This is a genomic window from Paenibacillus sp. P4_E11 (assembly GCF_056401635.1).
Genome location: NZ_JBFUIX010000003.1, coordinates 34,916 through 54,453, shown reverse-complemented (window position 1 = coordinate 54,453; position 19,538 = coordinate 34,916). Strand labels below are relative to the sequence as shown.

Annotated in this window: 14 protein-coding genes; 9 read left to right on the top strand and 5 right to left on the bottom strand. The window is 50.4% G+C overall.

The window, feature by feature from the left end; translation table 11 throughout:
• Positions 1–3 precede the first annotated feature (3 nt).
• From AC1DWB_RS02075 to AC1DWB_RS02065, 3 genes are all read right to left on the bottom strand, one after another.
• Positions 4–936 (bottom strand): SGNH/GDSL hydrolase family protein, encoded by a 933-nt coding sequence (locus tag AC1DWB_RS02075; protein WP_477539484.1) that lies wholly within the window; start codon positions 934–936, stop codon positions 4–6.
• 11 nt (positions 937–947) lie between these two features.
• Positions 948–1,163, bottom strand: coding sequence for a hypothetical protein (locus AC1DWB_RS02070; RefSeq protein WP_477539363.1), 216 nt, complete (start codon positions 1,161–1,163; stop codon positions 948–950).
• Between the two features lie 155 nt (positions 1,164–1,318).
• Positions 1,319–2,539 (bottom strand): MFS transporter, encoded by a 1,221-nt coding sequence (locus AC1DWB_RS02065; protein WP_477539362.1) that lies wholly within the window; start codon positions 2,537–2,539, stop codon positions 1,319–1,321.
• Between the two features lie 195 nt (positions 2,540–2,734).
• On the opposite strand from AC1DWB_RS02065, the gene AC1DWB_RS02060 reads away from it, so the two are divergent.
• The 9 genes from AC1DWB_RS02060 to AC1DWB_RS02020 all read left to right on the top strand — a co-directional run bounded on the left by AC1DWB_RS02060 (position 2,735) and on the right by AC1DWB_RS02020 (position 15,416).
• A complete protein-coding gene (locus AC1DWB_RS02060) occupies positions 2,735–5,416 on the top strand; it encodes a YhgE/Pip domain-containing protein (protein WP_477539361.1) in 2,682 nt (893 codons plus the stop codon).
• A 110-nt stretch (positions 5,417–5,526) separates the two neighbouring features.
• Positions 5,527–6,735 (top strand): MFS transporter, encoded by a 1,209-nt coding sequence (locus AC1DWB_RS02055; protein ID WP_477539360.1) that lies wholly within the window; start codon positions 5,527–5,529, stop codon positions 6,733–6,735.
• Positions 6,736–6,890: 155 nt separating this feature from the next.
• Positions 6,891–7,898 carry a sucrase ferredoxin gene (locus AC1DWB_RS02050; protein ID WP_477539359.1) on the top strand — a complete coding sequence of 336 codons (1,008 nt, stop codon included), beginning with the start codon at positions 6,891–6,893 and terminating at the stop codon, positions 7,896–7,898.
• 211 nt (positions 7,899–8,109) lie between these two features.
• Positions 8,110–8,721 carry an NAD(P)H:quinone oxidoreductase gene (wrbA, locus tag AC1DWB_RS02045; RefSeq protein ID WP_477539358.1) on the top strand — a complete coding sequence of 204 codons (612 nt, stop codon included), beginning with the start codon at positions 8,110–8,112 and terminating at the stop codon, positions 8,719–8,721.
• A gap of 856 nt (positions 8,722–9,577) precedes the next feature.
• Positions 9,578–9,967, top strand: a complete 390-nt coding sequence (locus AC1DWB_RS02040; protein ID WP_477539357.1) for a VOC family protein — start codon at positions 9,578–9,580, stop codon at positions 9,965–9,967.
• 263 nt (positions 9,968–10,230) lie between these two features.
• On the top strand, positions 10,231–10,854 hold the full coding sequence (locus AC1DWB_RS02035; protein WP_477539356.1) for a hypothetical protein: 624 nt from the start codon (positions 10,231–10,233) through the stop codon (positions 10,852–10,854).
• Positions 10,855–10,888: 34 nt separating this feature from the next.
• Positions 10,889–12,634: an ABC transporter substrate-binding protein gene (locus AC1DWB_RS02030; RefSeq protein WP_477539355.1), complete on the top strand. Its 1,746-nt coding sequence runs from the start codon at positions 10,889–10,891 to the stop codon at positions 12,632–12,634.
• Positions 12,635–12,657: 23 nt separating this feature from the next.
• On the top strand, positions 12,658–13,365 hold the full coding sequence (locus AC1DWB_RS02025; RefSeq protein WP_477539354.1) for a gamma-glutamyl-gamma-aminobutyrate hydrolase family protein: 708 nt from the start codon (positions 12,658–12,660) through the stop codon (positions 13,363–13,365).
• A 467-nt stretch (positions 13,366–13,832) separates the two neighbouring features.
• Positions 13,833–15,416 (top strand): type 2 periplasmic-binding domain-containing protein, encoded by a 1,584-nt coding sequence (locus AC1DWB_RS02020; RefSeq protein WP_477539353.1) that lies wholly within the window; start codon positions 13,833–13,835, stop codon positions 15,414–15,416.
• 81 nt (positions 15,417–15,497) lie between these two features.
• On the opposite strand, the gene AC1DWB_RS02015 is transcribed toward AC1DWB_RS02020, so the two are convergent.
• Positions 15,498–17,732 carry a helix-turn-helix domain-containing protein gene (locus AC1DWB_RS02015; RefSeq protein WP_477539352.1) on the bottom strand — a complete coding sequence of 745 codons (2,235 nt, stop codon included), beginning with the start codon at positions 17,730–17,732 and terminating at the stop codon, positions 15,498–15,500.
• Positions 17,720–19,309 carry an amidohydrolase family protein gene (locus tag AC1DWB_RS02010; protein WP_477539351.1) on the bottom strand — a complete coding sequence of 530 codons (1,590 nt, stop codon included), beginning with the start codon at positions 19,307–19,309 and terminating at the stop codon, positions 17,720–17,722. Before AC1DWB_RS02010 ends, AC1DWB_RS02015 begins: the two co-directional genes overlap by 13 nt.
• Between the last annotated feature and the right edge of the window lie 229 nt (positions 19,310–19,538).

Here is a 19,538-nt window from a genome sequence, read left to right as displayed (position 1 = left end):
TCCTCAATTAAACAGTAAATGTAATAGACGAACAGCGTGACCTGTGCTGTCTTCATGCTTCTCCGCGGAAATTCTGACATCGACCGTGTGCGGCCCAGAATGGAGATTATGTGCCAACAGGACGATTTTGGGCCGGTGAAACTTAGGACAATTGAGGTCGAACAGGGAGACATATTGCCACTCTCCACCATCAATCGAAACTTCGATATCGCCGGTGTCCATTCCAGCAAGCATCGATAACCCTGCTGTTGTACCAGTGAATTGCATCCGAAATCCAGCTCCTGGAGTGTCTGCCATGAACACGTCAGCCGGCGGCGTCCAGTTGCACGTCCGTTCGGTCGTCCAATCGGGAACCGACTGCCAGCTTGATGCATGGCTGACCGTCTGTGGAGCAACCAAGCGTGCCGTTTCGTAGCACAAAGGGTCCAGTGGCGCAGGCAGCTCTGGCGTGTGTGTCGGTCGCTCATCGACTGGGAGCAACTCTCCCTCCAAGAAATCCTCGAGGAATCGGGCATAGAGGGAGTACCCGTAATCGTTCGGATGTACCTCATCGGTGCTGAACTGTTCCCACTGCAACGATCCGGATGCAATCAGCCGGTAGATTTCGCATGCGATATGTACGGACGGTATACGATAATGCTCGGCTACTTCTTCGTGATGGGCGATATTGACCTGCCCTATGCCGTTCTTAGTGAAAAGTTCAACACTAGACTTATTGGCCATATATAGAAAACAAACGTCGATCTCTGGATTCAATCGCTTGGCCTGCCTGACGATTCCTTCCATCGCCTTAATCGAATTGTCCCGGTTCCCCTTATCATTCACCGCATACTCGACAAACAGCATATCGATGGGGCTGGGGCCTTGCTTGAATACATGCTCCTGAAGCCGGAATGCGCCGTAAGTGGAATTGGTTCCGCCAATAGCTGCTAGGATGAACTTGAAAGCTACTTGGGGTACCGCAGTTCCAAATAACGGCAGGTTAGTGCTAGATAACTCGTCTGACTTGGATCCGAAGAGCCGGCACCAACCGTAACCGATCCTCCGATAAAGGCGACTGTTACCGGCTGACCGCCGTTTAGCTTCTGTGCGGTCCTATTCAATCCGTCGCGAATCCGATAATCGGTAAATCGCTCTTCCTGGCGTGATGCACGCTTATCCAATGTATATCCCCTGAATGCCACGTCTTGTATCGTCCATGTTCCATCTACATTGTAATAGAATCTGGTTGATATTGGTATGAACAATTGGCAGGCAGAACGGACAACATCCCGCCCTGCTTCTTAACGAAGCTGAACGGGATGTCGATAAGCGCGAGCTATTGTGCAAGTTCTTCTTTCCCGGCAACACCGGACTGCGTAATCGAGAATCGGGGTGTCTTCAGCATGATGGCAACAGCAAGAAGCATGACTCCCGTGCAGGCGAACACGATCGGAATCGGTACCTTCGTAGCCGCGAACCCGCCGATCAGCGGGCCGAACATCAGGCCCATCTGATTCGAAGACTGGTTCAAGCTGAAAGCACGGCTGCGGAAGGACGGATCCGTTCGCTCAGCGATGAAAGCGTTCAGTGCAGGGTACACTCCTGCGAAGAATAGGCCATACCCGAACCGCAACGAACCGAAGCCGATCAGGCTGTGGAACAGCACTTGCAGGATATTCCCGATTCCGCCGCCCAGCAGCCCAATGAATAACACCTTCTCATAGCCGATCTTTTGCCCGTACTTGCCCCACCAAGGAGCGGCGATTAAGGTGGCAATCCCGACGGACGAGAAGATGATGCCGGCGTACAAGGAAGCGGACGATTGATTGGAGCCAAGCTTCTGCACATAGATCGTGAGCAACGGCTCCAGCACCATGACGGATGTGGTCGTAACGAACACGACGCCGAAGGCGATCATTAAGCTTCGGTTGGCTCCGGCTACCTTAAGATCCTTCAGGACAGATGATCGTTTGGCGGTGGACTTGTTGAAAGAAGGCTCCTTGACCCAGAACAGGCAGATGAGGAACGCGGCGAACACCATGGCGCTGGCCAGGAAGAACGTTTCGCGAGGCCCGATTACATGACTCACGATCCCGCCGATCAACGGTCCAATAATAGCGGCTGCCGCGCTGGATGTAGAGATGATGCCAAGTGCATACCCAACCTGCTTGTCCGGTGTATTGGTAGCAATTAATGCGATTGCCGATGGGATATAGCCAGCAAGCAGGCCTTCCAGAACCCGTGCACCCAACAGTTCATAGGGGCTATCTACAATAAAATAGAGAAAATAGGAGAGTGACAAACATATACCTGCTCGCAGCATCATTGGTTTACGGCCATACTTGTCGGCCATAGAACCCCAGAATGGCGCGATTAGCGCTCCGGACAGGAACGTAACAGCGAAGATGACACCAGTCCAAGCTTCCAAGTGGCTCGTTACCCCCAAGTCTTGCTCCAAGAAGATCGACATGAAGGGAATCGATACCGAATAAGCCATGCTCACGAGAAATGTTCCGACCCATAAGACAAATAAGTTGCGTTTCCACGAAAAAGCCAATTCAAGCACTTCCTTGCCTTGTATTTACCCTTTGTATCATACCATTAGAAAGTGGGGTTTCCCGATCAAGTATTGTTATGGGGTTATAAAAAGTGGTGATGAGTACGGTTTCATAGGCAACCAATCGGCAACCGAATGAAATATGGTAAAACCGGGAAAAGTAAGCCCAAATGACAGACGTCAGGCGGGTTGGACATGAAGAACATCCTACATATATACAAGACAGACTTGCGGAATATTGCGAGAGTACCTACAGGCATTCTGCTTATGTTAGCACTCGCTGCGCTGCCGTCGGTGTACGCCTGGATCAATCTGAAAGCGATGTGGGATCCGTACAGTAATACGTCCGGCATTAAGATTGCGCTCACCAGCAATGACAAGGGTGCAACCATTAAGGGTACAACGTTCAATATCGGAGAAGAAGTTGTTCGCAGCTTGAAGGACAACCGTCAGTTGGGCTGGACATTCGTCGATGAAGCGGAAGCTTTACGGGGAGTTATTCATGGGGATTACTTTGCCAGTCTGCTCATACCTTCCGATTTCTCTAGCAAAATCACGACCGTGCTTGAGGGGAAACCGCAGAAACCGGAAATCATCTATACCGTGAATGAAAAACTGAATGCAGTAGCCCCCAAGATCACTGCGAAGGGCGCCACAACTGTTACCGAGACGATCAGTGACAACTTCATTAAGACCGTGAGCGAGACTGTTCTTGGCCGATTGAAGGAGCTGGGTATCGAATTCGAACAACAGCTGCCCACGATTCGTAAGCTGGAGAGCAAGGTGCTGGACTTGGAGCAGCATCTGACCGAGCTAGGGGCCGTTGGGAACAAGACGTTAGAGATGGAGCAGCGCTTGCCTGAGCTCAAGGACAAGGGCAATCGAATTGTCGAATTGGAATCGCAACTTCCCCGAATCGAGCAGGCCGGGGATACCATTCTGAAGCTGGAAGAGCGATGGCCTCGAATCCAGGCGGCAGCCGATGAAGTGTTGGCCATCCGTGAACGGCTGCCGGATATTCAACGGGTAGCCAACTATGCAGTGGAGTTGGATCAAAATGTCAGCACAGTAGAGCAAGCGCTGCTCCAGTCTGTAGACAACGCTAGGAAAGCGGACGCGATGATCAGAGATGCCTTGGACATCCTGCCCAAGCTCGAAACAATCGCTGTGAACGGCGGGGCTTTCGCCGACCAGCTTCAGCAGTTTGTAACCAAAAACGAGGCTGCTTTCCAGGCGATCCCTCCTGTCGTTCATCAGAACCTGCTGCTTGCGCAGCAAGCATCCGCGGCAGTTCCTATTCTCGCTAATCGATTGCAGGCGGGAGATTGGGAAGCGGCCTCGATGACCAGCGAGCTTACGGCTGCTGCTGATCGGCTCACTGCCGCCGCCGCTGCATTAGGCGGAGCGAAGGAGCTGATGGCGAAGCTGGCGGCGTATGCGCCCAGCGGTCGGCTGGATCAGCCGATCAGCCGCTTGGGAAGCGCCCAGACCAGGCTGGGCGAGCAGGCAGAAGCGGCTCGCGCCGCGGCGACTGTGATACAGAGCGGAGGTAAGCCCGCAGGTGATGTGGTGAAACGGTTAAACACACGGTCATCGGAGGCTGGCGACGCGGTCTCTCTGTTGCTGACCGGGTACGATGCGGAATTGGGTCCCGCTATGGTCGGCGCGCTCCGCTCGGTGCAAGCCACGGTTGCCGGAGCCTCGGATGTGCTGCAGCAAGTGAAACCGAAGCTGCCCGATCTCAAGGGCATTCTGCAAGATGCCAAGACGGGTGTCGACTACGCCGCTTCGCGCTTCGCTGCTCTGCAGACGGAATTGCCGCAAATCCGAAGTAAAATCCACGATACCGTTGGGATTATGCAAGGGAAGCTGGGCGAATTCTCGAACGCTATTGCGGAAGCGGCCCCGTTCATACAGAACGACTTGCCGAAGGTGGGGCAGAAAGTTCATCAGGCAGCCGATTTCGTAAGGAATGATTTGCCACAGGCGGAGAATGAGCTCCGCTTAATCTCGGACATGTACAAGACGAAGTTCCCCGTTGTGGAGAACGCTGTTCATCAAGCGGCTGATTTTGTACGAAATGATTTTCCGTCGTTCGAAGCTGCGGTCCACAAGGCCGCGGAGGAGATCAGGCGGTTCCAAGGGAGCAATTCGCTGGGGGAACTGCTCACCTTCCTGCATCGGGATATTCAACAGGAAAGTGAGTTCCTGGCGAGTCCAGTCGTGCTGAAGGAAGAAGTAATATACCCGATTCCGAACTATGGTTCGGCGATGTCCCCGTTCTATACCACACTTTCCCTATGGGTAGGCGCGATGCTGCTCGTATCTTTGCTGAAAGTAGATGTTGACGGGGCAGGAGTAGGCGGAGCGGGTTACAAGAGCTATCAGGTGTACTTTGGCCGAATGGGGATTTTCCTGACTGTAGGGCTGCTGCAAGGTCTGATTGTGACATTAGGTAATTATTACTTGCTTGGCACTTATGTGGTGCACAAAGGATGGTTTCTGCTATTCGTCCTCTTGACGAGCATCGTGTTCGTGACGATTACATATACGCTCGTATCCGTATTCGGCAACATCGGTAAAGGCGTGGCGATTATTTTCCTCGTGCTGCAGTTTTCCAGCTCAGGCGGGACGTTTCCAGTTAGCACGGCATCTGCATTTTTCCAAAAGCTGAACCCGTTCGTTCCATTCACATATGCGGTCGAGGCGATGCGCGAAGCGGTTGGTGGCATTCTAGTTGGGGTAGTCGTGAAGGACGTCTTATTCCTGTGCGCGAGTATTGTCGTATGTTACGTTGTGGCGCTGTTGTTGAAGAAGCCGCTCGGGCGGTTCACCCGACATATGGCCGAACAAGCGGAGAAGACGAAGCTAATATAGCCATACTAGGCCATAAACATATTTTGCTTGTTTGCTGGGCGTCAGGGTTGTAAGATGAGGCTGTGCAGAAAGTGGGCACGACGATTCGATCCAGATAAGGCGGTGGCCCCTTGCAAGCAAGTCTTGGACAAACGAACTATCGAATCCCTCTATTCTGCGGCGTGACTATGCTATTCTGGTTTTCCATGTATACATGTGTGCCGATACTGACTGCTTACACGATGGACCTGGGCGCATCCAACAAGATGGCCGGACTCATTGTCGGGATGTACGGCTTGAGTCAAATGTTGCTGCGTATTCCCGTAGGCGTCGTCTCGGACCGTATCCATAAACGGAAAATGTTCATCATTCTCGGCATGGTGTTCTCTGTGTTTGCGGGAGCGGGCATCCTGATGACACAGGACTTGACCTGGATCTTGCTGCTTCGCGTTATTGCGGGAGCGGCTGCAGCGACATGGGTTGATTTCACGATCCTGTTCGCCAGCTACTACCCGAGGAACGAAACGACACAGGCAATGGGCACGATATCCTTTTATAACTCCATCGGGCAAATGCTCGGGATCTTATGCGGCGGTTGGTTCGCGGATACGTTCGGTTGGGAGTCTGCTTTTCTGATCGGAGCGGTGGTCGGGGTGTTCGGCATGATCGGGGCTCTGTTTATCGTGGAGAAGTTCGAGGACAACCAGCAGAAAATAACATTACAAGGCGTAGTAGAAGTTGCGCGCGATCGTATCTTGTTGACCGTGTCGTTCCTGTCGATCTTATTTCAAGTGCTGACCTTCGCTACCGTCTTCGGATTCACACCTGTGTTCGCCCAGTCGCTCGGAGCGACGAAGTTGGACATGGGATTATTGACCTTTTGTTCGACGTTTCCGACGGCATTGGCTGCATGGTTCGGTGGAAAGTACTTATCCCGCAAGCTGGGGGAACGTAATATTATTATTGTCGGCTTCATCCTTAGCGGCGTATTCACAATCGCAATCCCTTTCACGCATTCTTTATGGCTGCTCATCGTAACGCAATCGATTGCCGGATTTGGACGGGGGTTTACATCGCCGGTTCTTATGTCGCTTTGCATCAAGCATATGGATAGCGGCAAGCGAGCGACAGCTATGGGATTTTATCAAGCGATATATGGGCTTGGTATGTTCGCGGGGCCTTTGTTCATGGGGCTAGCGGGAGACTGGCTTACATTGCAGGAAGGGTTCGTTATCGTCGGACTACTCGGCTGCATTACCGCGATACTTGCTTATGTGATGCTGAAGGGAAGGCTGCTCCAGCAACCTGCTCCTGTGCAAGGGCAGTCGTTACGGCAATGAGTGGAGTTGATGTTGGGCAGGGACAGCGGTTTGTTTTCAGGACAAACCGTTGTTTGCCGATTGACTCTCGCAGGTCGATAACGCTATTATGGGGGGATAGAAGCATCGTTGACAATGATTCTTATTATCGCTACTTCACATAAGAGGTGATTGCTGTGCAACAACCCGATATCTCGATGTGTTCCCTTGTCTCCCAGGCAGCTAATGAAGATCCTGGCGGGACGGCCGCTGCGATTAGCTGTTATGTGTTCCTTGAAGTGGCACTACCTTGGAAATCGGACGTGGTATTGTCGGCGCACTTCCCGGAAGGGCTTGGAGCGGATCTGAATCGACTGGCGGCACAAGGGTACAAATTCAAGACGCTTGCCTATACATCGGATACGTTTCACTCCCCGTTGGGCTTTTGCCGGGTCATGTTCTATAACAAACCTTCATCCTCATTCGCCCGCTTCGACAAGTTGGAGTATGTTGTGCCAACCGAAGACATCGGTGGTTTAATCCAGGCTGTATTGGCGAGTGTCTATCCTGCAGTCCCTGCAGTAGGGCAAGATCCACAATTGGAAAGAACGCTTCATGACTTTGAACGATACGCTGCATATGAGGGTCCCAATGTCAGGGACATGTTCGTTTGCACGCATGGCAGCCATGACGCTTGCTGCGGCAAATTCGGTTATGCGGCCTATCATGAGCTTGATCAACTGCATGCAGCGCGTTCCGATGGGAAACTTCGAGCCTGGAGAGTCAGTCACATCGGTGGACATCGGCTGGCGCCTACGCTAATTGATTTTCCCGAGGGCAGGTACTGGGGGCATCTCACTTCCGAAGTAATTCAAGCGATTGTTGGCCGACAAGGACCGACCGATGTTCTGAAGCCGTATATTCGCGGGTGGGGAGGCCTTACCTCTCCTGAACAGCTGGTGGAGCGTGAGATTATGGCACTGGAAGGGTGGAGCTGGACCACTTATGAGCGATCAGGCGTTTCCCATCCTCAATCCGATGGAACCGTGAAGGTTCGAATTGATTATAATTCTTCCGATCAGACTGTATCCGGCACATATGCCGCAGTAGTCCGGGAGATGGCCAGCGTGGAAATATCAGGTTGCGAATATGAAGCGCCGCGGGCATACCCCCAATATGAAGTAACGGATTTTCATAAAATATGACGGTCGTTCATAGGCAGCGGTTGCTGGGAGCGAGTCAATGGTTACGAATAGCAGGGCTTTCATTGGAGAGTAGCATGATTGCGACTTTCTTGGATGGAAGCCTTTTTTGACGTTGCTGCTGAATGAAACTTAGGTGTTGAGGACATGCTATTGTACGTTGCAAAGTTTGTTGGAATTGCAGTTATTACTGTTGTCCTAGGAGGAATTCTCGATGAGTGGCGTAAAAATGGCGATTGTGTATTACAGCTCCACCGGAACGAACTATAAGCTGTGCCAAGCTGCCGCCGAAGGGGCGAAGGCTGCTGGAGCAGAGGTTCGTCTAGCCAGGGTGGCCGAGTTGGCACCGGAAGCAGCCATTGCTTCCAATCCGGCTTGGAAAGCCCATGTAGAAGCTACGAAGGATGTCCCTGTCGTCACGTTGGATGATCTGGATTGGGCAGATGCCATCCTGATCAGCACACCGACCCGATTCGGCAATATGGCCGCACAGATGAAGCAGTTCCTCGATACGACAGGCGGCCTCTGGTTCCAAGGCAAGCTGACGAATAAAGTCGTATCCGGCATGACTTCGGCAAGCAATGCACACGGCGGTCAAGAGGCGACGATTCTCTCGCTCTACACGACGATGTACCATTGGGGAGCGATTGTCGTTGCGCCGGGTTATACCGACCCGATCATCTACCAGAGCGGCGGTAATCCGTATGGCACAAGCGTAACAGCCAAGGACAACGGGGAGATCGACGATGCCGTGTTGGCCTCGGCCAAGCATCAAGCCAAGCGGATGGTAAACGTAGCCCAGATGTTGAAGAGCGGACAAGCTTAGCTTGCTGATTCGAATGTGAGAGCCCTTTTCGGGGCTCTTTTTTTAACATATAAGAATTTATAAGTTTTTGGGGTTCATCCTTTTTCAACTGATATGGTCTAGGAGCAAGGAGTTCGGTTATCTTGGCTGGGAAGGAGTCAGAAACGGTAGGTTGGATGGGTTAACTCGTCGATAGAATCGACAAACAGCCTGTATGTTAATTTCAAATTATTGATTCTGATTACAACATATTGGATGTCCTGTGATTACGTGGGATCATCTTGGGACCGTATCAGAAGATTCCATCCGGAAAAACCGGACGCGGAGCGTACGGACAAAGGAAACTCCTTGAGGGAAAGCAGAACAAAAAGGGAGTGAGCAGGAGAGTGGAGAAGCGAAGCGTCCGCCTTTGAAACCGATTCCTAACCACGACAACATTTCAATCCAAGGAATCGATTTCAACAGCGGGTGGAACCTCCTGTTCACTCCTCCCCACGCGCCAAACTGAACACAACCACCTAGGGCCTGGCCAAATGCCGGGTTATTCTTATGTTGTGGCAGACCGAAGGCGTCGAAAAAATGGTGTTCAGTATGATTCGGGAAGCTGGTACTAGGCAGCAAGCGATTGTTGTGGAGCTCATTCGTACGAATCCTGCAAAAGTACATGATTTTTGATCCGTTTGCATCCGAAAGTTCAATAGTGTTGCGAAAGTGCAGCTTTTTAGCTGTAGTTCAGGCGAAATCAAGATCTTGTCGATAAAATAATGCGTATAAAGATGGGCTTGTTTGTCCCCATTGCAAAATGAGAAAGAAGGATTTTCCAATTAGCATAAAGAATTATTTGAGTAACTTTCATAAAAGGGGAGACTCCAATACTATGGAAAACATAAAAGCGAAAATTGAAAATTCCCTCACGGTACTGCTGGTTTCAGACTTTGACAAGTCAAAGAAATACTACGAAGACGCCTTAGGGTGCGAAGTGAATGAGCACTGGGCAGTTCGGGATGATTTTGGACTAGGATTTAAATTGGTACAAGCAAAAGATTTGGAAGATGTGAGACCTAATAAAGGTACTTGGAATACATACGCATATGTAAAGACCCACAATGAGCTTGACGCTTTATATGATGAATTGAAAACCAACGGTGCATTTATCGTATCAGAACCGAAAGTAACGGAATATGACTGGGGAGCATGGAAGGATTTTTCCGTTCGTGATTTGGATGGATATGTAATCGGTTTTGGTTCAGGAAATAAAAACAGCTAACTGGTTCAGTCTTCATCCGTTAACGAAAGTTCGATAGATGAATTACCGCCTTTTGAGAAGGCGGTTTTCTTTTGTAGGCCGGATTTTCCTTAGGCTTAGGGCGACTTATGAAACTGTCGATTCAATAAAGAATGATAGGACAGTCTCCATTTCCACCTTACATTTTCACAAATATCTCCAAAAATAAGTAGGTTGGCGGACTGACAGTAGAACCAGTAAGTGGTATAATTTTCTTCGCCATAACATCTGAAGGAGGACCTATTATGAAATACGCCCCGAAAATGCTGTTGATCGCGCTGGTGACGACTGTTGCAACAACGACAGCTCTTGCCTCAGCCTCTGCGGCGGATACGTATAACAGCGAGATGAACCAAATGATTCAAACGACGTCCAGTATACAAGGGAATCAAACGCAGCTGACCGCTCAAATCACCAGCGCGAGAAGCAGCGGCAACGAAGTGCTGGCGTCTCAATTGCAAGCCCAATACAATCAGAATCAAGCCGTATTAGGTCAGATGTCAGGATCCACGGGCGTTGGCAGCATCAATATACAATCTATGGACTTGGAAACCGCGCTGATGGCTGTGCAACAGGAAAGGACTAAATTGTTGGATGCCCAGTTGAAATCGCAGATACAGGAGGTGCAGAATCGTAATACAGAGATAGCGAGGCTGAACGAGGAGCTTAATAAAGCCCGTAGCAAAGGTGACAAAGCAGCCGAAACCAAATTGCAAGCTTCGATCGATGCATTATCCAATAGTCAGCAAATGGATATGCTCAGGTTGCAATCACTTACCAATAAACGTAATGAAGCTTTCGATGTGATGACGAATTTCGTTAAGAAGATGCAAGAAACTCGTTCCTCAATTATAGGGAATATGAGGTAAGTCTACATAACACAATCGATACAAGGAGTATATCATGAAAAAAATCGTATACATGCTAACGATGCTTACCCTATGCTTGTTGCTGCTGCCTGCCTTTGCGTCCGCGGACAATAATGGTTCTAGTTCCGTTGACGGGATGAAAACGGCATCTATCCGGATAGGCGCTATTCTTCCCCTAAGCGGGGAGCTATCGTCGAAGGGCAGGATCAGAGAAAAGGCGATTACAATAGCAACAAACGAGGCGAACAACTATTTGTCCAAAGCGGGCTTGAATTACCGGCTAGAGCTTATGGTTAAGGATAGCGGCAGTGATCCAGATCAGGCGTTACGGCAGGCGGAACAACTGCGCAAGGAGGGGACGAGTATCTTCATAGCGGGTTCCAGCGCAGAGATTGCCAAACTGAACAAGTGGTCGGAAGAGCACGGCACTGTCGTGATTAGTTACAGCAGCACGGCTCCATCCCTCGGCATTGCCGATGACGGGATATTCCGGGTAGTGCCGAACGACCGCCAGCAGGCGAAGGCGCTCGCCACGTTGTTGGACCAGGAAGGAATCAGACAGATCATTCCCGTGTATCGCAACGACGTATATGGCAAAGAATTGTCGGACTTGCTAGTCTCGGAATTCGGACAAGCTGCTGGCAAGGCGTCCTCACCTGTCGTCTATGAACCGAATACGACGGATTTCAAGTCGGTCATCGCACAGATCCAGGAGCGCTTGAACGCATCCGGTATCGCTCGTTCGGCGACAGGGATTGTGCTGATCTCGTTCGACGAAGCAAACCAGTTGCTCGCACAGGCCACTTCCTTACAAGACATACGCTGGTTCGGGTCGGACACGCTGACGCTCAGTCCATCCCTGCTCAGTGATGAGAAGGCGGCTACGGTCGCTTCTGCTGTCTACCTGACCGGCGTTACCTTCGGTAGCAGCGATACGCCCATGTATAGAGAAGTGAAGGCTGTTCTCGAGCAACAATCTACATCCGTGGTCATTCCTGATGCAATATTCGCTTATGATATTCCGTGGATGCTTGCTACCGTATTCCAGAAGATGGATACCCCGGGAGATGCGAAAGAACTGAAAGGCAAATTGGTACAACTGTCTGCTGCCTACGCTGGAGCGACCGGCTGGATGGTTCTTGACCCATCCGGTGACCGGCAATATTCGAACTACGATATATGGCAAGTGCAGGGAGAGCGGTCTTCCTATCAATGGGAACGACTTGGCAAGTACCGGAGAGATCCCGGTCAGCCGGGCTATATTGTATATGACAGACAACGTGATTCTGGTAAGGAAACGGCTGGACTGAACTTCATCACAGGCTACGAAGGATCAGCCTTCCAGCCGAATCGCGAAGTTAGCCGCGCTGAGTTCGTCTATATGCTGACCCAGGCATTGGGTCTACAGGGTGATGTCGCGAAGAGCTCTTTCACAGATGCCAACAACATCGACGAAAGGGCGCGCAAAGCGGTGGCACTTGCTGTAAGAGAGGGCATCGTTAACGGCAACGACGACGGGAGCTTCGATCCGAATCGTAGCGTAAGCCGTGTAGAAATGCTAGCCATGACGGTTCGATCGCTAGGATTGTCCGTTAATACTGCCGGAGGCTCCTCATTCGCCGACGAAGCCAGTATTCCCGTATGGGCTCAAGGATACGCGAAGGTAGCCGCCCAGCAGGGTATCCTCGACGCTCGCGACGGCAACCGTCTTGCCCCGAACGAACCAGCTGTATTCGCGGAAGCGGTTATTGCCATTTTGCAGGTACTGAAATTGAAATAATCGGTGGAAAGGACTTATCCACTATGACCATGACCAAACCATTAATCGGGATTACCCCCTCCAGTATAGAAAAGCAAGCGATTCTCCAGCATGATTACATGGAATGGGTTACACGATCGGGCGGTCTGCCTGTCGTGCTTCCTTACACGGACCACGCAGGAGATGCTGTACAGCTGGCAGATGGGTTGGACGGTCTGCTTCTGTCCGGCGGCGCGGATGTGGATCCGCATTACTTCGGTGAAGAACCGATTATCGGTCTCGGACAAATAACACCGGATCGTGATCGCGGAGAACTGGCGCTCATTCAGGAATTCGTGAAGCGAGATAAACCGGTACTCGGCATATGCCGAGGCATTCAAGTATTGAACGTGGCGATGGGTGGAACGCTCTATCAGGACATTCTGACGCAGTGCGACACCTTGCAGCACAGTCAGAAAGCGCCGACCAGCTACGCCACGCACCGGATTGTTATTGCAGAGAATACAATATTAGCTGGGATAGCGGGCAGCATACATCAGCGCGTGAACAGCTTCCATCATCAGGCGGTGAAGGAGGCGGCACCGGGATTCCAGATCACAGCCCGATCCACGGACAACATTGTTGAAGCGGTAGAGTCGACAACACACCGCTTCGTACTCGGTGTACAGTGGCATCCAGAGAAGATGGTGGCCGCTGACGCATTAAGCACCAGCCTGTTCGCGGCCTTCGTGAACGCGTGCAAGCGACAGTAGTGCACAGTCTGGGGCGAAGTAAGTACGCTGCAGTCCGCTTTCCTGCAACTTGAGGCGGTGTAGGGTTCCCTGTATAGTTTCGAAGTAGTAACGTAACAAAGTAACGCCAAAAAGGCAGCCTAGGCTGCCTTTTTGGCGTTTATACTGGCCAATCAATGGTAAGTATCCCGTGCACATTCTCTTTTTTGTCCGGTAATCTTTTCTTGTTATTTCGCTGGATTTATTGTTCCTAACGGTATCACGCACGACAATTCGTCTGTAATCGGTGGAACACTCTGGGTCGATGATATTGGAGCCTACTTGAATTAACTTTCCTACTTACGGATTTTGTGATTTTCATTGTTTTGGAGGCTGTGTGGAATTTGTATACCGGTGCAAAATGAACTATTTCCAATAGGGTAGACCAGCCTCATACTGATGGCAAGGGTGCACCCGAGAAGATTTACTAAACTGGAGGGGTTTCTAAATTGAAGCATGCTAAAATGATGCTTGCCGTATGGATCGTTATGGTACTAGTTGTAACCGCTTGCTCGAATGACACGAAGAAGGCTGATCCAAGCTCGTCTGACGATAGTAAGGGGGCGAAGCAGGAAAGACTGTCGCTCTCCATGTTCATCAACGCCAGTTCGGCCAGTTCCAATCTGCCTCAGGATTCTTCGCAGGACTTCGTCCGCAAGGCGATCGAAGATAAGTTCAATGTCGATTTGAAAGTCACTTATATGGCGCCTGGCAACGATTATGTGAACAAGATTAATGCGTTAATTGGCGCTAACGATTTACCGGATATGTGGAGGGACTACAATGGGGACGGTGGAAACAAATATGCTTTAGACGGTATTTTGGCGGATATGACGTCCTATGTTTCTCCGACAACGATGCCGAATTATTTTAAATATTGGATTACGCAGGACGAATTAAAGCTATATCAAATCCAGAATAAATTCATCCGGGCCCCGTTGCCGTACAATCGCAATGTATATCGTTCCTACTATATCCGCAAGGACTGGTTGGACAAGTTGGGGCTAAAGGTGCCTACCAACTACGGTGAATATTTCAACGCCCTTCGGGCTTTCACGAATGAGGATCCGGACGGCAACGGCAAGAAAGATACTTATGGATTCTCAACGGCGGCTGCGGGCACTTCCATTACGCTTGATTGGCCGGAATATATCAAGAACGGTCTGACGTTCCCTTCTTTTATGGAAAATAACAAGTATATTGATATGCAAACTGACATCCGGATACAGCAGGTGGCAGATGATATCCTCAAGGTGATCAATGAAGGGGTGGTTGATCCGGACTGGTTCCTGAATAAAGGCACTTCGCATTACGACAAGGCGTCTCGCGGAAAAGTCGGCGTCGTTCTATCGGACAGCAAAGATTTCGCTTACGATTCCAATCCTCAAAGCTTGCAGAACATGAGCAAGTCCATTGATCCGAAAGCAAATTGGGTACCCTTCAACCCACTCGGTCAAGCGGCTTTGCGGACTGCTCCCTCTGCAGGTTCTCCTTTCCTGTTCTCGAAGAATGCGGCCGATAAAAATCCAGAGAAGCTGAAACGCGCCGTGCAGATTCTCGATTGGTTATCCAGCGAGGAAGGATTCCTGCTTACGCATTACGGGGTTGCGGGTAAACATTATACGCGCAAAGGGAATAATACGATTACCCTCAACCTGGAGGCACGCGACGCGGACATTGGCAAGCGTGGGAACTTCCTAGACATCTGGAGTTTCTTCACCCCGGATACGGCGGAAGTGTTCGGTCTGCAATTGATCGATTCTCGCGAATCCGATCGTGACCGCGAAATTTACAAATTCGTCACCAGTATTCCTGTACGGCCGAATGTTGGTGCTGGTCTCACTCCACCGGCTAACGTGGATCTCGGCGCATTCCGGACCCGACAAAAAGAACTTCAAGTGAAAATGATTTTCGAAGACAAATCCGGCAAAAATTGGCCGCAGTATCGCGATGAAATCATGACCAAATATAAAGGGCAGCTCATCTTCGATGCTTATGAATCACAAATGCGGGAAGCCGGCATTATCAAGTAACGGAGCACTATAACCGACAGCAGCCCCAGTATTACGACGAATCGTAATTCTGGGGCTGCTTCGTAGTAAAAGAGCATGAGGTCACTTCTTTCTATAATTCCCCGGAGTGTCGCCCATGACTTTCTTGAACACGCGGATAAAGGTAACCGAATTTACATAGCCGACCTTGCCAGCGATGTCCTGTATGGAATCGCTCGTTTGTTTCAACAGGCGAACAGAGCGATCGATACGCACTTGCGTGACATAATCGATAAACTTCTCTCCCAGTTCTTCCTTGAACAAGCGGCTCAGATAACTCGGACTTAGTTCGAATGCCGCGCTAATCTGGGTAAGCGAGAGGTCCGGATCCGCATAATGTTCTTCGATATACCGCTTTACCTTTTGAATGAATTGAAAGTGGTTATCATCCTGACGGATTGCCTGCATTCGGGACGAAGCTTCTTTCAATATCTCCTCGAATCGTGGATACATGTCTTCAAGCGTATCGACTGTTCGAATGACGTCATGTAGACCCGGATACGCATGTTGGGTCCATATCTCTTGCAAATTTGGCGCCAGCTCGGTCGTTTCCTTGTGAAGGTGGTAGATCAAATAATGGAACAGGTTGTGTAAGTCGTCTTTGGAAAATAACTGCTTTCGCAATTCCTCATACACCTCGCGGGAGTGGCTCTCCCATTCGGAATTCCCTTGGCGGAACAATTGAGCGACTAAGCGAACGCGGTTCAGTTGACGAAACATTTCACCTTCCGGGTGATTCAACTCCGTGAACTCAATGATGCGGTTGTTACCCAAGGATGCTTTATAGTTCACCGATTTGCATGCTGAAAGATAGGATTCGGCAATTTGCTCAACTTGGTACACGGTACTCCCTATTCCAATCGTCACCGTAAACTTTAGCTGCTGCTCGACCCATGAACGAATCTTCTCGCACAATTGTTCCGTCTGCAGTTCAACGGTTCCCGCGAAGGATGGATATAGCACGCCAAGCCGGTGCCGATCCAGCCATTCCACCCAGACAGGGGTATGATTCTGATCGGCGATATCCACAACCACACTTTTAAGTGCCAATTTGAATAACTCCTGATCCCGTGGCGGGAACGTGTCCTCGAATTGTCCATAGTCATCGATCTCAATAAGAACAACAAGAAACCCTACGTTATCTTCGTTCAGACGGAGACGTTCCAATTCCACTCGGGTGTTGTTGTGATAGAGGGAGTAGTGGCCATTCATCAGTTCTTGGAATAAAAACTGCTTGCGAAAGACGTAATTCTCTTTATTCTCAGTCTGAAGCTGCTGGGAGCTAGCTACCAAGTGACGTAAAGTAGATTGGATGTACATGAAATCATCACGGGTTGAATCCGGTTGGTCTTCCTGAACGCGCGGAAACTCACGGCCAATTTCCTTCAGGATCGTTTCCACAGGCTGGTACTGTCTTCTGGAAATATGCACGATCCAAACAATGCCAATAATAATCACCGCAACGGCCAGCACGACCCAGAAATAAAACAAATTGGATACAAAGTAGAACAATTGATTGGGGTAAATGTTCGAGTAAAGTGTCCAACCCGTATAACTCGATGTTAACTTGCCACCGGTATCAAGTGGGTGATAAGTACCGCTTCCCATTACAGCATCAGTTAAGATGGGTCGGCCGATTGCATCTGTGAGTTGGATCCGGCTCGGGTCCAGAGCGGTCATTTGTAAGACCAACTGCTGTAAGGAGGTAGTTCGGACATTAACGACCATCAATACCTTTGAACTTAAGTAAGCGGCTCTTACCAAAGAGACCACATTCCGATTCTCACATCCGTCGGTGCACTCCCGGTACATTCTTGGCCCTTCCCATACGAATGGATCCAGACTTGTCTTGGCTTTCCGAAGATAGTCGGCATCTCCAAACGAGGGTAGTTGGGTTGTTGTAGTAGGAGTAACAATGGCGTCATCCATGGGTCTGTACAAATAAATGGAATCGATCAGAGGGGTGTTCGCCATCAATTGTATAAGTTCAAGCGCAGCGTGCAACTGCTCGGTATGGGAAGTCGTATCGGTTTGTGTGAAGAACTCGGTCAATACTTTGTTTTTGTTGATGGCACTCTGCAGAACAGACTCCACATTACTCAACGAGTTATCGAGATGCTGCATAATATTGCGTGTCAGCACTTCATTGGAACTTAACGTCGCTTTCTTGGATATTTCGCTGATCACAAGAAAAGCAATGGTGCTCAAGCTAACGGAAATGGCCAGGAATACCGGCAAATAGGAAAGAAGCAGACGATTGTACCAGCTCGTTCTGATCATATGTCTTAGATTAAGCATCTGTCCAAGATTCGCTGGAAGTTTCCTCCGAATATTTTTTGCTTCTCCTCGAATGTAATATTCGCATAAGCGAGCCAGCCAACTTGCGGACGAGGGTCCCTCATCGGCGAATCGGTGCCGAACAAGATTTTATCAGCACCAACTTGCTGGACCAAATATTCAATTACGCCCAACGTTACGGTCGTGTAGGTTAGTTGAAGGGTAACATTGTTATGCTTTTTGGCGATCCCGGCGTATTGTTCGGCAATTTCGTAGCTTCGACCGGCATGATCCATGAACAGGTTAACTTCCGGATAGCGCTGCGCGAGTTCGTCGATTTGCCTTAAGTACTCTTGATCCGCTACCAGCCCTGGGTCGACCAACGCGAACAATCGCAACTCATTGCCCAGACGCCACCACGGCTCGTAGACTGGGGCGGTGTAGTCCGTGCGCGAGCTGAAGTAATACGGCTTCATGCCTTTAAATCGCTTGTCCACATGCCACTTACGTGCTTCTGCCTCAATATGTGTCGTATAGTTGGGATCGATTCGGACGAATCCGATTACCTCTTCCGGATAGCGCCGGATCGTCTCCTCTGCGACCTCATTTCCAGCCTCCGCATCCCCTCCGTTTATTCCGACCCAGGGAGCAATCGTCATTCGGCGGATACCGAGAGAGCGGTATGTGGCAATCATCGAATCAATATCGGCACGCAGCATCGGCATCCCGCTGCCAGTAGCCCCGCCATCTTCGATCAGATGGGTGTGGGAGTCAAGCACTTGGACCGCTGTAATGGGCTTGCCTTGTGAGGCTTGGATGACGATTTCGTCACAATCCGGCGGCGCGACTGCAGGAAGCTCGAGCTGAAGCAGCCGCTTCAGATTACCGCTAGCTGTCAACTGTTTCGCATCAAGCGGAATTTGTGCGTAGTCGACGAATGCCCTTGCCGCCCCAACACTTTTGTACGGCATCCCACTTCCGAACAAGAGACGCCGGGCCCCGTATCGCTCGTAGGCCACCTCGATGAAGGCGTTAGCCTGCAACGTTGACAACTCGATATGCAGCCCTTCGAACTCATCCATGAGTGGGAATAACCGGCGTTCCTGACTCCATGGTTGCCCTGTTAGCACCGTGGCTAACTTAGGATGATGCAACAGGATCCCGCCGAGTTGGTCGAATGTTATCTCAGCCCCGTCAATCAAGAGCGGGATCCCCGCCTCTTCCAGAGCAGTAAGCAAAGGGCCAAGCGTTCGTTCATTGGGATCAAACTTGTGGGTAATCGGGAACATCTTGGCGGCGCGAATTCCCTGATCTCTCATCTGTTGTACCGTTTCTTGCGGAGAAGGGAAATCGCCGAGATGATGGGGAAGTACGACATGGCACCCGAATAGACGGGGGCTTTTGCCCACTTCATGCGTGAGCAGGCGATTGCCGTAGACCGGGGAATGCGATTTGGCCATTCCATGGTAGACCAATGCTCCTGCTATCCCGCAGCGCTCCATTTCCATCAGAATGTCTTCCGTTCTCCAAAGGTGCGCCGGATGTTTGTATCCGAATTTCCCTACCTGTGCATGACAGTCGAAGTATTGCAATTCCATAAGGATGACCCCTTTCGTAGATCAGCTTGTTGTCGATGGTTTACTCCAAGTATAGCTTGTTCTGGATGGATGGAAACTGACGATTTCCGCAGCGTATACATTTTTTGCAGTCGGTATTACCAGGATTGGGTCGATACACCGAATTCGGTTGCTGTTGGTCAAACGGTTCATACCAGGTGGGGTACGGACGGGATTGATTTTCTGCCCAGGGACCTTTGGCAACAGCCGC